The organism is Caproiciproducens sp. CPB-2 (assembly GCF_036287215.1).
In the GTDB taxonomy this organism is placed as follows: Bacteria; Bacillota; Clostridia; order Oscillospirales; family Acutalibacteraceae; genus Caproiciproducens.
Genome location: NZ_CP142860.1, coordinates 3,347,334 through 3,361,151 on the forward strand (window position 1 = coordinate 3,347,334; position 13,818 = coordinate 3,361,151).

Genomic DNA, 13,818 nt, shown 5'->3' on the forward strand with positions numbered 1-13,818 from the left:
AATTATGAGAAAGAACACGACCGTTATCCTTGTGGAATGCGCGCTGATGATCGCAATGTCCACCGTACTGAGCATGTTCAAGATTTTTGAGCTGCCGCAGGGCGGCTCCGTTACCTGCGCGAGCTTGGTCCCGCTGGTGCTGGTTTCTTACCGGCACGGCCTGAAGTGGGGCATTTCCACCGCGTTTGCGCACAGCCTGCTGCAGATGATTCTCCAGTTCAGTGCGCCGCCGGTAAACACCTTCGGGGCGTTCGCCGGTGTCGTTTTGCTGGACTATGTTCTGGCGTTCACTGTTCTGGGTGCCGCCGCTTTCTTCGGCAAGCCGTTTAAAAACAGGGCTGCCAGCGTCGCCGTCGGCTCCGTCGCCGCTGTGTTTCTGCGGTTTCTCTGCAGCTTTTTGTCCGGCATCCTGATCTGGGGCGGCTACGCGCCGGAAGGCACGCCGGTCTGGATTTATTCCTTAACCTACAACGGCAGCTACATGCTTCCCGAAGCGGTCATCACCGCCGTTGTCTCGGTTATCTTAATCCGGGTTCTTGACCGCGTGGAGCACCGTGCTCCCGGAAACGCATCATGAAACAGGAATCATAACTTAACAGGAAAGCATGAAGCGCGGAGGTTCCGTCCTTCATGCTTTTTTGTATCGCTCCAAGTGTCTTTCCCCCTCCCGTCCCGGAACCCCCTTCCGCATTCGGATTGTTTTCGATTTTCGCTTGCTTTGTGTGCGGGAGGGGGCAGGGGGTGAGTATCTATTTACCATATTTTTGTGGTATACTATTCCATAAGAACCCATGAAACGAGGCTATGCCGGGTGACGATTCTTCGAACAGGGTCAAAAAAGAAAAAAACCGGCCCCCCGCCGGAAATAACCGCCGCCGACCTGCCGGAAACGGCGGGCCCGACGTTCCGCGACCGGCTTTTGGGCGGGGCTGTGCTGCTTGCGGCCACGGGGCTGTTCCTCTGGCTCACGGTCGTTCTGTGCGGACCGCTTTTATCGCTGATCCGGGACCCCGACCGGTTTGAAAGCTTTATCCGCAGCCGGGGCGCGATGGGCCGCGCCGCGTTCCTGGGCATCCAGATTCTGCAGGGCTTTCTCCCCATCCCGCTGGAGCTGACGACCATCGCGGGCGGCTACGCCTTCGGGCGGGTACAGGGCAGCCTGCTGACCCTCTGCTCGGTGATGATCTCCACCACCATCATCTTTTATTTCACCCGGATGTTCGGCCACCGGCTGATCGGCCTGTTCTTCACCCCCGCCCAGCGGAAACACATCCGCTACCTGCGCAGCCCCAAATCGCGCGATACCTTTTACTGGATCGTTTTCCTGATCCCCGGAATGCCCAAGCGCCTGTTCGTGTTTTCCGCCGGCCTTGTGCCGCAGGATTTCGGCAGATTCCTGCTGATTTCCACCCTTGCGCGCACCCCGTCCCTGCTGGCCTGCTCCTTCGGGGGCTGGGCGCTCTTCAGCGGCAATTACACACAGGCCGCCGTCCTCTTTGCGGCGACCGGCGCTTTGAGCGCCGCGGGCTACCTGCTGTACCGCACCGTCGCGAAGCATCCTGATAAAAAGAAGGAGCTTTCTTCCCCGAAAAGCCCGTCGTTCCCCTCTTCCGCCGTGCTGAAAAAGAAAGAACGGTAATTCATCCAATTAAATCGCTAAAACGCTTGACTCATACCGGCAAAAAACTTATAATAACTTAAACACATTCGACGTTGGAAGACCGGGTAATGGACTTGCCTTCCCGTATCCTCCGTCCATGAAAACCACAACCGTATCGTGCCACACAAAGGTACTTTGGGGATACCCCGGGGGTGCAGGGGGATTTTATGGGACCCTCCCGCCGTTACCTTAGAACGACGGGATTAGCGATCCATTCATCTTTTTGCTTGCAGTCGAGTCCGCCGTAGGCGCATCCCGGACCGGCAGGTCCCCGCCCGGCCTGAGGGCAGACCATGCGGTCGGCAAGCAAGAGGAAAACGGCGGCCCAAGCCGCTATAACAAATCAATGATTAAGAGGTGACTGTTTTTGATAAGCGGAGCAGAGATTATGGCGGAATGCCTGAAAAACGAAAACGTGCAGATCGCCTTCGGATATCCCGGAGCAGCGATCTGTCCTTTCCTGGATTACCTATATCGCTCGCCGATCAAAAACGTTCTGGTGCGCGAGGAGCAGAACGCCGCTCACGAGGCCAGCGGATACGCCCGCGCAAGCGGAAAACCCGGCGTCTGCGTCGCGACCAGCGGGCCGGGCGCGACCAACCTGATTACCGGCATCGCGACGGCCTACATGGACTCCATCCCGCTGATCGTCATCACGGGGCAGGTCAGTTCCGAGCTTCTGGGCCGCGACGTGTTCCAGGAGGCGGACATCACCGGCGCCTGCGAGCCGTTCACCAAGCATTCCTATCTGGTGAAAAGCGCCGCGGACCTTCCGCGGATTTTCAAGGAAGCCTTTCATATCGCTTCCACAGGCCGGCCGGGACCGGTTCTGATCGACGTTCCGGTGGACATTCAGGCGGAAGAGGTGCCGGAATTCGTCTACCCGCAGAAGGCGAACATCATCGGGTACAAGCCCCGCACCACGGGACATGCCATGCAGATCAAAAAGGCTCTCTCCGCCATGGCCGAAGCGAAGCGCCCCGTCCTTGTCTGCGGCGGCGGCGTCGTGCTCGCCGGGGCGCGGGACGAGCTGGTCGCCTTCGCACAGAACAGCGGGATCCCGGTGGTTTCCACCATGATGGGCATCGGCGTAGTCCCCATGAACAGCCCGCTGTACCTCGGCATGATCGGGATGCACGGCCACAAAAACGCCAACCGCGCCATGCATGAGGCCGATCTGATCATCCTCTGCGGCGCGAGGGTCGGCGACCGGGCGGTATCCGCGCCGGAACAGATGGGGGAAAAGGCAACCATTATCCATATCGATATCGATCCCGCCGAAATCGGCAAAAATGTGACCGCCCATATCCCCATCGTCGGCGACATCCGGCTGGTGCTGCGCGATTTCATCGAGCAGAGCGCCGTTTCGGTTCCGAAAGAGTGGATCGACGCCGTACTGCGGTATAAAAAAGAATTCGTCCCGGGCGGAGAACCGGACAACAGCAGCGGTTTTGTGGAGCCACGCTCCTTTATGCGCGTGCTTTCCTCACTGATGGAGGAGGACGCCATCCTGACCGCCGACGTCGGCCAGAACCAGATCTGGGCGGCACGCAATTTCAACGTAAAGGAAGGCCGGTTCCTGACCTCCGGCGGACTGGGGACCATGGGCTACGCGCTCCCCGCCGCCATCGGCGCAAAGCTGGCCAAGCCCCGCCGACAGGTGCTGTGCATCTGCGGAGACGGTTCCTTCCAGATGGCCATGTGCGAGCTGGGTACGCTTTGCCAGAACAGCGTCAACATCAAGATCATCGTGATGCAGAACGACCGGCTGGGCATGGTGAAGGAAATACAGGACAACAAGTACGGCAGCCGCTACGCGATGACCCTGCTGCAGGGCAACCCCGATTTCGTGAAGATTGCGGAAGCTTACGGCATTCCCGCGGCGCTGGCCACCTCCAACGAAGAAGCGGAGCGCCTCGCCAGAGAAATGTTCACGTCCGACAGGGCTTTTATCCTGGTGTGCCGGGTCAACCCCGACGCGCCCACGATATAGGGAGGGCAGGAAAATGAAATACACCCTTTCGATTTTAGTTGAAAACCAGCCCGGCGTCCTCTCAAAGGTGTCCGGCCTGTTTTCCCGCCGCGGCTTCAACATTGACAGCCTCGCCGTCGGCATCACCGAGGATCCCGCCATTTCCCGCATCACCATTGTGGTGAACGGCGACGAATATATTGTAGAACAGGTGGAAAAGCAGCTCAACAAGCTGATTCCCGTCATCAAGGTCAAGGTGCTGCAGCCCGGCATGTTCATCAGCTGCGAGCTGTCGCTGATCAAGGTGAACTGTCAGACAAAGCAGCGCGCCGAAATCATGAAGATCGTCGAGCTGATGCACGCCCAGATCGTGGACGTGGCCACCACCTCGCTGACCATCCAGCTGACGGACAACGACGAGCACACTCAGACGCTTATCAGCCTGTTAAAGCCCTACGGCATCAAGGAAATCGTCCGCGCGGGCACTCTGGCCATTGAAAAAGGCCCCACCACCGCCCGCAAACAGAACAGCTGAACCAAGCCAACCAACCCTTATGCGGCAGCGCCGTCTAAGTGTTTCGTTAATATTTTGCCATCAGGCAAGGAGGAATTTATCATGCCAAAAATCTATTATCAGGCAGATTGCGACATCAATCTGCTCAAAGGTAAAACCGTCGCTATTATCGGCTACGGCAGCCAGGGCCACGCCCATGCGCTGAACCTGCACGACAGCGGAGTCAATGTAGTGGTCGGCCTGTATGAAGGCAGCAAGAGCAAGGAAAAAGCCGAGGCTGCCGGTTTGAAGGTTTTGAGTGTCCCGGAGGCCACCAAAGCCGCGGACATTATTATGATTTTAATTCCCGATGAGCGCCAGGCGGAAATGTATAAAAAGGACATTGCCCCTTACCTTACGGAGGGAAAAGCGCTTGCGTTTGCCCATGGCTTTAACATTCACTACGGCCAGATCAAGCCGCCGAAGGATGTCGACGTATTCATGATCGCCCCGAAGGGCCCGGGCCACACCGTGCGCAGCGAGTTTGTCGCGGGCAAGGGCGTTCCCTGCCTGATCGCCGTCGAGCAGGACTACACCGGCCACGCGCAGGACATCGGCCTTGCCTACGGCGCGGGACTCGGCGCGGCGAGAGCGGCCATCATGGAAACCACCTTTAAAATCGAGACCGAAACCGACCTGTTCGGCGAGCAGTGCGTGCTTTGCGGCGGCGTGACCGCCCTGATGCAGGCCGGCTTTGAAACCCTTGTGGAAGCGGGCTACGCTCCGGAAAACGCCTACTTCGAGTGCATCCACGAAATGAAGCTGATCGTCGACCTGATCTACCGCGGCGGCTTCGGCCTGATGCGCTACTCCATCAGCGACACCGCGGAGTTCGGCGACTACGAGACCGGCAAGCGCCTGATCACCGACGAGACCAAGAAGGAAATGAAGAAGGTCCTCGGCGAAATTCAGGACGGCACCTTCGCTTCCAAGTGGATTGCGGAAAACAAGAACGGCCGCTCGCACTTCAACGCCTGCCGCCGCATCGGCGCAAGCCATCAGCTGGAGGAAGTCGGCAAAGAGCTGCGCAAAATGTATGCGTGGAACGACGATCCGATTGACTAATTTCACGATTTAAAACATATAATCAAAAAGGTACTGATTCCGCCGCATTTTTCCGGGGCATCTTACGATACGAAAGTCTGTTTCCGATGCCGCCCCGAAAAACCGGCGGAATATTTTAACGAATGAAGGGAGCCATTGTTATGTGGGACAGAGGGATTCTGAAATCCAATGCGAAAATCGCGCTGGGAGGGCGGTACTGGACCGCGTTCGGCGTGTCGCTTCTTGCCGCGGTTATTTCCGGCGGGTTTTCATGGTCTACAAGACGGTTCACGGTCAGCTTTGAGAACCTTCCGTGGAACGAAGGGATAACGTCCGTTGTGGCCGTGCTGTTAAGCCTGTCCGCAATCCTGATAGCCCTGATCGGCTTTCTTTATTATGTCTTCGTTTCTCTGCCGGTCTCCATCGGCGAAAGCCGGTATTACGTGCGGAACCACTTCGGCGCGGCAGATTTCGGCACGCTGTTCAGCAGCTTCCGCTACGGCTACCTCAACAGCGCCGCCGCCATGCTCGTCACGGAAATCTTTATTTTCCTGTGGACGCTGCTGCTGATCATCCCCGGCATCATCAAACAGCTCGAATACTCCATGGTGCAGTATCTCCTTGCGGATAACCCCAGCCTGCCGGGCAGCCGGGCAAGGGAACTCAGCCGCATCCTGACAAACGGCGAAAAGGGCGCGATTTTTGTGCTGGGCCTTTCCTTCATCGGGTGGTACCTGCTCGGGGCCATCTGTTTCGGCGTGGGGATTTTCTTTGTGAATCCCTATTATCAGGCCACCATGGCGGAGCTTTATATCTTCCTGCGCGACCGCGCGATCCAGACCCATCAGATCGACCCGGCGGAGCTGGGGCTGGTTCCCCCGGCCGGACCGTATTACAATCCGGAAAATCCTCCCATCCTGTAAAGCGTTACAGGGCGGGGAGATCGGATTCCTTTTATAACGCAAAAGACGGCGGACCGCGCCAGCCTGGGGGACTCAATCCCGGGGCGCGGGCCCGCCGCTTTTTTCCGCAAGGCACAAAAAAACGCCGTACAGGAAAAATTTCCATATACAACGTCGTCAAAGTGCCGCGGACTGAAGATACCCCCCTGTACAAAATGAAAAACAGGCGGTATAATAGTAACCGCAGAGCGCTGAGTATTCAGCTGTGTATGGAGCTTGGACTCCGTATGCAGGGCGGTTGGTATTCCCGTACCTTCCGCCTGCTTTGCACTTTTTATTTGTGCCTTACACGTAGATTATAGCGCGTTTTTCAGGGATGCGCAATATCAACCGCGAATATTTTCCAAAATTTGCAAATCGGGCCGCCATGTTTCGACATGGCGGCCCTTTCGTTCTGGGAAATGTCTTTCAGCTGTATTTTTCAACTACTGCGGGAAAGCTTTTAACGGATTCTTTAGGCTCCGGCGGGGTGACCGTCGGCGGGACGGCCTTCAGCGGGACGACCGCGCCGCTTTTTTTCGTCGCGCCCTCTCTCAGGCAGAACTTCGCCGCAAGCGCGCGCAGACGCCGGGCCTGTGCGGACAGGTCCTGGCTGACCGCCGCGTTTTCCTCCGAGGTTGCGGAATTCGTCTGTACTACCTGCGCGATCTGCTGAATCCCCTGCGTGACCTGCTCCACGGCGGCGGCTTCGTCGCCGGTCGCCTCCGAAATTTCCGAAATCAGTCCGGCGGACTCGCTTGTCCGGGTCCTGATGTGCTGGAAGGACTCCGCGGTGGAGTTCGCGACCGTCATTCCGTTGTTGACCAGCGAAATCGTGTTCTCGATCAGCTTGGCGGTCTGGCCCGCGGCCTGGGCGCTCTTCCCGGCCAGATTCCGCACTTCGTCCGCGACAACGGAGAAGCCCTTGCCCGCCGCCCCGGCCCTTGCCGCTTCCACGGCGGCGTTCAGCGCCAGAATATTGGTCTGGAACGCGATGTCCTCGATCGTTTTGATGATCTTCCGGATTTCCGCCGAGGCCGAATGGATGTCGTTCATGGCGGACAGCATCTGTTCGATATCGCGGTTGCCCTTTTCCACCGCCGTGGTGGATTCCTTCGCAATGGTACTGGCGACCGCCGCGTTTTTCGCGGTTTTCTGTATCTGGCCGGAAATTTCGGAAATGGTGGCGGAAAGCTGTTCCGTGGCGCCCGCCTGTTCCGAAGCGCCCTGCGAAAGCGCCGCCGCCCCGCTCGAAATCTGCTCCGAACGGAGGGAAACGGATTCCGCCGCGTGGTCAATATCGGAAAACACCCCGTTCAGCGAATCGACGATCTGGTCAAGCGCGCTCCTGATCTCGGAGAAGTCGCCCAGATACTGCATCTGCGTCTTTACCGTCAGATCCCCTCTGGAAACTGCGTTCAGCACCTCGGAAATCTCCCCGATATACATCTGCAGGCTGCCGAGCGTATTTTCAAGCGCCCCGGCCACCTGACCGACCTCGTCCTTTGTGTCGACCGTCAGCTTCACGGCGTCCTTGTTGCTGATGCCGATTTCCCCGTGCTCCATGTTGTTGGCCAGCGTCACGACCTGACCGAGCGGCTTTTTGACCCGCTTGCGGACGATCCTGCCCAAAATGACGGTGGCGATCACCATGACCACCAGCGCCGCGCCGATCGAAACGGCCACGGTCTGCATGGAGCGCTGTTCCGTCGCCGCAATGCTCTTCCCGGTAAACATCGCGCCGATCGCCTTTCCGTCAAATCCCAGAATCGGGACATAATTCACCATCATGGACGTACCCATCACGTCCATTTTTCCCGTATAATTCTGCTTTTCGGTCAGGACCTTCCGCGCGACGGCCGCGTCCATTTTCGTTCCCGTCTGGCGCTTCTGATCCTTCATCAGGGTGGTGTTGACCCGCTCGTCCCCATAAAACACCGTGAAGTCACAGCCCGTGTACTGCTTGAGCTGGTCGATGACGTTGTGGTCCTCCAGCGACTGTACGGTGGAAATCATGCCGATCAGGTTCCCGTACCGCTGCACCGGCGTGCCGCAGCAGATACCGAGCGTCTTGCCGGAAACCGCCTCGTTTACAACCACGCTTTTCCCTTTCATGGCTTCCTGCACGTGATGGAGCTTTGAAAAGTCGGGAAGGTCAAAATCGGTGGTTGTGGAGTACAGCAGGTTTCCCCGCGCGTCCGTCAGAAAGGCATAGCTGATGTTGTAGGCCTTCACCCGGTTTTTCATGGATTCCACAATACTGTACTGGTTTCCGCCGGCCACCGCGTTCAAAAAATCGGCGTCCTGGGACAGCTCCTGTCCCGCCTGCCTCAGGTTTGCCTCATAATTGGAAAGGATATTATCCAGCCCCTGCATGGCGGTTTGATTCTGCTCCTCGTAGGTATCCTCGAAAATCCAGCCCGTAAACAGGGAATTGATGGATACGACAACGGCCAGAGCAATCGCCAGCGTCCCGATAAAAAACACGGATAAGAGAGTACCCAAACTGTTTTTCCGAATTTTCCCTCTGCTTTTCAAAAAACTCACTCCTCAAATAAATTCAGGTCTGAGCCAGACATGTGCCGCAGTATCTTCCCCATTATAATTATCGGCAGGCACAACTGTTTTTTAATTTTTTGATGCAATTATAATTCACAATGTTTCCTTCTGTTTTTTGGTTATTCATCTAAATTTGTCATGATAACAACATTGAAACTATGGATAATATACAAATACCGCCCTGCCGGAAAGCATGGCGGTATCTTCTGTTTGTGCGCCGCCTACAGCGCGGCCTGAAGGCCGCCTGCTTCGTACAGGCTGCACTTGTCTTTTCCGCTTTTCTTGGAACAGTATAGCGCCTCGTCCGCGTGGCGGTAAAGCTCCTCAAAGCATGTGCCGCCGTACGGGTAGAACGCTCCGCCCACGCTTGCCGAAATTTTATACATCTCGTCCTCGCCCGTATAGGCGCAGTGGAAAATTTCACAGATATCGTTCATCTTATCCCGGAGCAGGTCCGCCGAATCAATGTCCCTGATAAAAATAATAAACTCGTCGCCCCCGGTGCGGCCCACAATATCCGACGCGCGGAACAGCCGCTTGATGTCTGTGGAAACCTTTTTCAGGACCGCATCGCCGAAAATATGCCCGAGCGTGTCGTTGATATCCTTAAAATTGTCAATATCCACGATGATCAGGCCGTGAAGGGTATTTTTCTCCGATTTTTTCAGGCACTCCTCAATCATGGACTCGGTGGTGACCTTGTTGTAAAGCTGCGTCAGCAAATCCATCCTGGACCTGCTTTCCAGCTTCTGGATCATTTTCTTCTGGTGATCGGTGTCCACGATCAAGCCGATCGCGCGGTAAGGCTCCTTATTTTCGTCATACAGGATTTTGATGTTTACCGTGCACCAGATGTATTTGCCGTCGACGTTTTTCATCCGCACGTCGGTCGGACCGGGCTGGCCCCCGGCCCTGATCTTTCGGAAAAGCTGCGACATGATCTCCTGGTCGGCGGGGTGGACCTGTTCAAAATTCGGGATATCGGAACCGGGCACCTGTGCCGCGGTGGAAAAACCAAATTTATTTGTCCAGTAGACGGTATGATAAATGTGGTTCTGACGGATGTCCCATTCAAAAACGACCTGATTGGTTTCTTCCATAATCAGCGCATACCGCGCCTCGCTGACCTTGAGCACGTCGGTGTCCTCCTTTATTTTTTCGATCAGATGGTTAAAAGCGGATGCCATTTCGGCAAACTCCCCTTTGTAACAGGCGGGCAGGCGGGTCTGGTAATCCCCTTTTTCCACCCTGACAAATTCCGCGGACATATCCCTGAGCGGGTTGAGAAAACGGTTGGCGGCTATGTAGGCGCAGCTGATCAGCGCTGCCGCCAGCACCAAAAGCGCCGCAAAATAAACCTTTAACATGCTCTGAAACGGACTCGCCAGCTCATCCGTCTCGACCGCGCTCAAAATAATCCAGCTTTTCCCGGCGACACGGGAATAGTAGCCGAATTTTTCCATTCCGCCCGCCCAAAAGCGGATGACGCCGTTGGGGTTCTGGTCCAGGTCGATATTTTCAAGCTTTTTTCCGCTGAGATCCCCTTCCAGCTTGATCTGGTCCGCGCTGTCCATCCGCTGGCCGACGCCCAGTATGTTTCCGCTGACAACGCTGCCCACGGAGTCCAGAATGACGGTCCGGCCCGTTTCCATAAAGGTCTGGCGGGTGATGAGGTCCAGATAAATCATGTCGATGGAGGACTGGATGGAGCCTTCGTAGACGCCGTCCTTATAAATCGGCACGGCAATCACGAAATAGTTCTGGCCGTCAATAAAATCCGGTTCGTGCATCCTGTCGGAAATATACAGCCCGTACGCCGGAACGGTCCGCATGTCCACCTTGAGAAAGGACGGCTTTCCGATCAGCCGGCTGTCGTCGGACGCGATAATGACGCCTTTCCGGTTAATCAGGCTGGAACGCCTGACGAAATTCCCCTTGGAGTCCCCCTGCCCGTTGATGGTCTGTTTGTCGGTCATCGTCTTGAGGGTGTTCACCGTAATCGCCCGGTACTGCTCCAGATCCCTGTCCGGCGCCCCCGCGTTGGACGAAATCAGAAGCTCCTTCACCCCCGGCAGGTCGGAAGCCACTTCCAGCGCCATTTTCCGCTGGCTGAAAAACTGGTCCAGATTGTTGGCCGTCTGCATGGCGGTGGATTTCACGTTTGCCTGTAAAAGCTGCGAAGTGTTGCTCTGAAAGAAGAGAACGCTGAACACCATCACCAGAACCATCGGCAATATGGAAAAGACAGCCAGCAAAACAGTAAGATACTTCCTGATTCTCACCCGGCTGCCTTCTTTCATTGTGGATTTCAAATGTAAAATTCTGTAAATTTATTATAACAGAAAATCCTTTTAATTCAATAGAATAATTTGGTACATGCAAATAATCATATAAATCTTTTGAAATTATTTTTATTTAAATTTAACAGATTTTTTGTGACCAACTAAAAAAGCAACAAAAACAGACAGAATCCGCTGTTTACCGAAACGGACCGGGTTTTTTGTTGAGCGGGCTTTCTCTTCCGGCCCGGGCGGAAAAGGGCATAACGAAAGGCGCCGTTTCCCCCAAAAAACGGCGCCTGATGGGGAGGTCTATTGAAAGTGTGGTGTTGAAAGCGTTATCATTGCGGCATTTCTTATGAATGTCTTCCCGTAGGGATGGATGTTACAGATTGACAAGCCCTTTCAGGAGACTCAAATTCACTTGTTTGCTTTTATTTTGTTAATGAATCCTACCGCAAATATCAAAATGCCGATAATAAGATAGGAAGCAATAAACCCATTTAACAAAGAAACATATTCCCCTGACAGATTCCCTTTCAGGCTGCCCAGTATATTTACCGAAAAATAACCCAGAGGGGTACTGAAAAAAATAATTATTAACCCCAAAAAGAACTGCAAACCATACTTTTTCATGTTTTCTCCTCGTCTAAGAAACCCGGCTGGGCCAATAAGCAACCGGAACTGCTGAATCCTTTTTTTGAAACATCCGATTCTGAATCCGCCGGCAGATGAAGGTATCGGCACCTGCCGGCAGCTCCTTCGCCTAAGTCATCCGATCATTGAAAAAGCTTATCCGCAGTAATCCTGGCAGGAAACGCTGATGCTTTCGACTGTGCCGTTGCGGTAAACTTTCGCTTTTATTTCGACTTCATAGGTATATCCGCTGGAAACATAATAGGAATTGTCGAAATAGAACGACTCGCCGCTGGTACTTAGCCCCGTCCAGGCTTTGACGGTTGTTTTGGTCGACCCGACCACCCGTTTCAGGTAAACGGTCGCGGTGATTTTAGTCGTGCCGCTTTTCCCCTCCACGATTGCGGAACAGTCCGCCCGCGTGCCGGAAAAGTCGAGGTAGGCCGCCGCGCTGTCGGTATTGGTGTACATAATATGCATATCGGAATCAGAGGAAGCGGGTTTTACCGTAGCAAACGCGGGGACATTCACCGTAATCAGCAGAACAAGGGCAGTGACAAGGGCCATCAGTTTTGTTTTCATAAAGATTACCTTCCTTTTCCATTTATTTTTCCTTCTACTACATTAACGACGGACCCCCCTGTTTTGTTACACTTTTTCCCAAACTTTTTTAAATTTATTTTTGCTGCTCCGCACTTTCGGCGATCCGGATCCGTTCGTCCTTTGAAATCGTGGAGCTGAGTGTATCCAATTGGCTTTAAAGAGATTATCACTTTTTATTGATATAGGTCAGTTCATAAATGATCCTTTTCAATAGACTTATAATGAAAGAGAACGATTATCAAAGAAATAATACAACTTCCAATCATCTCCCTTATAAAAAAAGCGGTAGAAAAAAGGGCAGGGTCTGATGCAAAAACAAGTACGAGGAAAAAGACAAACCAATTCAGAAAGAATTTTTTCCAGTTAATTAATTTTAATTTTTCTTTCATGAAATCACCTTTAATAACAATTAATATCTATCTGCCTCGCAGCTCCTCCGACTTTTTTTCGGGCTGTTTTGCAACAGCCTTTAAATCCAGTTTTCCCTATTTACATATTTTATTTTTAATGTATAATAACACCAATTACTCTGGTTAAATATATGAGGAGGGACATAATGATTAACAATAATATTTGCCCATATTGTGGAAATAATATGAAGTTAGGCTATTTGGGCGGAGTTCGTTATCAACTTGAATGGATCCCAGAAGGGGAAAAACAAAGGCCAACAATGTTATCTAAAAATACTGGAATACCCCTTAATAAAACAAGTATCTTAAAATTTAATAAAGTATATGCCTATCATTGCGATAAATGTAATGTATTTATCATCCATAAATAAAATAAAAAGCGCACCAGCTCATTGCGGAATTTCTCAAGAATGTCCACCGGAACCAGCCCTTTTCTTAAATACGATTTCAATACGAATTAGCCCTCCTAATACCCAGCGGGAAGGCCCCCTTCGCTTATTCAAGATTTACAGGAATCTCGATCTTCTTTTCTTCCAATTGGACAATTGCGGTTTTGTAAAGACTTCTCCCGGAATCGTAATAGTCGTATATCGTAAAAGGAAGATGCGGATTCTCTTTCTGGTCAGGCGTCATGAAACAACAATTTTTCCATTCGATTTCCGTGGAAAGTAAAGGAGAGAGTTCCGGCCCTCTCCTTCCAACTCATGGCAACGGTTTTTTGATTAATGATTGAAGATTTTGAGGTAAATCATAACTTTTCAAATGCTCATATTTTTTCATGTTGACAGTCCCGTCTGCTGATATCTCAAATGTCATTTTATCTCGTCCGACAGAAATATGGGGACCAACATAAGGTTCTAATTCGACTGTTACGGTATAAATTGAACTGCCTGCATCTCCGACAATACTTGTAATTTTAGAGTCTCCCAAATAGGCGGCGACTGTCGGCTCAATAGATATATACGGCTCGTAAAAATCATCAACAGATTTTTGAATTTTAGGAATTAAAAGTGTTATTACAATTTTATCTAATCTTTCTGAATCGTCCGAGCTCACAGGACTTTTACCTGTGTATCCTAAAGCATACACAGTAACACCGGCTGCAACAATTACCAGCACCAGTGCAGTACTTAATAGCTTTTTCATTTTATCGCCCCATAT

At 53.0% G+C, this 13,818-nt stretch carries 12 protein-coding genes; 7 read left to right on the top strand and 5 right to left on the bottom strand.

What is annotated here, in order from left to right; all coding sequences use genetic code 11:
* Positions 1-4 precede the first annotated feature (4 nt).
* The 6 genes from thiT to VXK30_RS16680 all read left to right on the top strand — a co-directional run bounded on the left by thiT (position 5) and on the right by VXK30_RS16680 (position 6,152).
* Positions 5-577 (top strand): energy-coupled thiamine transporter ThiT, encoded by a 573-nt coding sequence (gene thiT, locus VXK30_RS16655; protein ID WP_275714537.1) that lies wholly within the window; start codon positions 5-7, stop codon positions 575-577.
* Positions 578-811: 234 nt separating this feature from the next.
* Positions 812-1,639, top strand: a complete 828-nt coding sequence (locus VXK30_RS16660; protein ID WP_275714539.1) for a TVP38/TMEM64 family protein — start codon at positions 812-814, stop codon at positions 1,637-1,639.
* Positions 1,640-2,027: 388 nt separating this feature from the next.
* On the top strand, positions 2,028-3,653 hold the full coding sequence (gene ilvB / locus VXK30_RS16665) for a biosynthetic-type acetolactate synthase large subunit (RefSeq protein WP_275714541.1): 1,626 nt from the start codon (positions 2,028-2,030) through the stop codon (positions 3,651-3,653).
* Positions 3,654-3,666: 13 nt separating this feature from the next.
* Positions 3,667-4,167, top strand: coding sequence for an acetolactate synthase small subunit (ilvN, locus tag VXK30_RS16670; protein ID WP_275714543.1), 501 nt, complete (start codon positions 3,667-3,669; stop codon positions 4,165-4,167).
* A gap of 81 nt (positions 4,168-4,248) precedes the next feature.
* A complete protein-coding gene (gene ilvC / locus VXK30_RS16675) occupies positions 4,249-5,250 on the top strand; it encodes a ketol-acid reductoisomerase (RefSeq protein WP_275714545.1) in 1,002 nt (333 codons plus the stop codon).
* A 140-nt stretch (positions 5,251-5,390) separates the two neighbouring features.
* Complete coding sequence (locus VXK30_RS16680; RefSeq protein WP_275714547.1) at positions 5,391-6,152, top strand: DUF975 family protein; 762 nt, start codon at positions 5,391-5,393, stop codon at positions 6,150-6,152.
* Positions 6,153-6,599: 447 nt separating this feature from the next.
* Here the strand turns inward: VXK30_RS16680 and VXK30_RS16685 are convergent, their stop codons facing one another.
* The 4 genes from VXK30_RS16685 to VXK30_RS16700 form a co-directional block, all read right to left on the bottom strand.
* Positions 6,600-8,708: a methyl-accepting chemotaxis protein gene (locus VXK30_RS16685; protein WP_275714549.1), complete on the bottom strand. Its 2,109-nt coding sequence runs from the start codon at positions 8,706-8,708 to the stop codon at positions 6,600-6,602.
* Between the two features lie 242 nt (positions 8,709-8,950).
* Entirely contained in the window at positions 8,951-11,011 is a 2,061-nt protein-coding gene (locus VXK30_RS16690; protein ID WP_275714550.1) for a sensor domain-containing diguanylate cyclase, read from the bottom strand.
* Positions 11,012-11,428: 417 nt separating this feature from the next.
* Entirely contained in the window at positions 11,429-11,644 is a 216-nt protein-coding gene (locus tag VXK30_RS16695; protein ID WP_275714551.1) for a hypothetical protein, read from the bottom strand.
* A gap of 156 nt (positions 11,645-11,800) precedes the next feature.
* Positions 11,801-12,226, bottom strand: coding sequence for a hypothetical protein (locus VXK30_RS16700; RefSeq protein WP_275714552.1), 426 nt, complete (start codon positions 12,224-12,226; stop codon positions 11,801-11,803).
* 577 nt (positions 12,227-12,803) lie between these two features.
* Between VXK30_RS16700 and VXK30_RS16705 the strand changes: the two genes are divergently transcribed.
* Positions 12,804-13,028 (top strand): PF20097 family protein, encoded by a 225-nt coding sequence (locus VXK30_RS16705; protein WP_275714554.1) that lies wholly within the window; start codon positions 12,804-12,806, stop codon positions 13,026-13,028.
* A gap of 331 nt (positions 13,029-13,359) precedes the next feature.
* Here the strand turns inward: VXK30_RS16705 and VXK30_RS16710 are convergent, their stop codons facing one another.
* Positions 13,360-13,803, bottom strand: coding sequence for a DUF3888 domain-containing protein (locus tag VXK30_RS16710; protein WP_275714556.1), 444 nt, complete (start codon positions 13,801-13,803; stop codon positions 13,360-13,362).
* Between the last annotated feature and the right edge of the window lie 15 nt (positions 13,804-13,818).

What these genes read in the sequence shown, in the direction of transcription:
- thiT (WP_275714537.1), top strand. Translation starts at nt 5, where the DNA reads ATGAGAAAGAACACGACCGTTATCCTTGTGGAATGCGCGCTGATGATC.
- ilvN (WP_275714543.1), top strand. Translation starts at nt 3,667, where the DNA reads ATGAAATACACCCTTTCGATTTTAGTTGAAAACCAGCCCGGCGTCCTC.
- ilvC (WP_275714545.1), top strand. Translation starts at nt 4,249, where the DNA reads ATGCCAAAAATCTATTATCAGGCAGATTGCGACATCAATCTGCTCAAA.
- VXK30_RS16680 (WP_275714547.1), top strand. Translation starts at nt 5,391, where the DNA reads ATGTGGGACAGAGGGATTCTGAAATCCAATGCGAAAATCGCGCTGGGA.
- VXK30_RS16695 (WP_275714551.1), bottom strand. Translation starts at nt 11,644, where the DNA reads ATGAAAAAGTATGGTTTGCAGTTCTTTTTGGGGTTAATAATTATTTTT.
- VXK30_RS16700 (WP_275714552.1), bottom strand. Translation starts at nt 12,226, where the DNA reads ATGAAAACAAAACTGATGGCCCTTGTCACTGCCCTTGTTCTGCTGATT.
- VXK30_RS16705 (WP_275714554.1), top strand. Translation starts at nt 12,804, where the DNA reads ATGATTAACAATAATATTTGCCCATATTGTGGAAATAATATGAAGTTA.
- VXK30_RS16710 (WP_275714556.1), bottom strand. Translation starts at nt 13,803, where the DNA reads ATGAAAAAGCTATTAAGTACTGCACTGGTGCTGGTAATTGTTGCAGCC.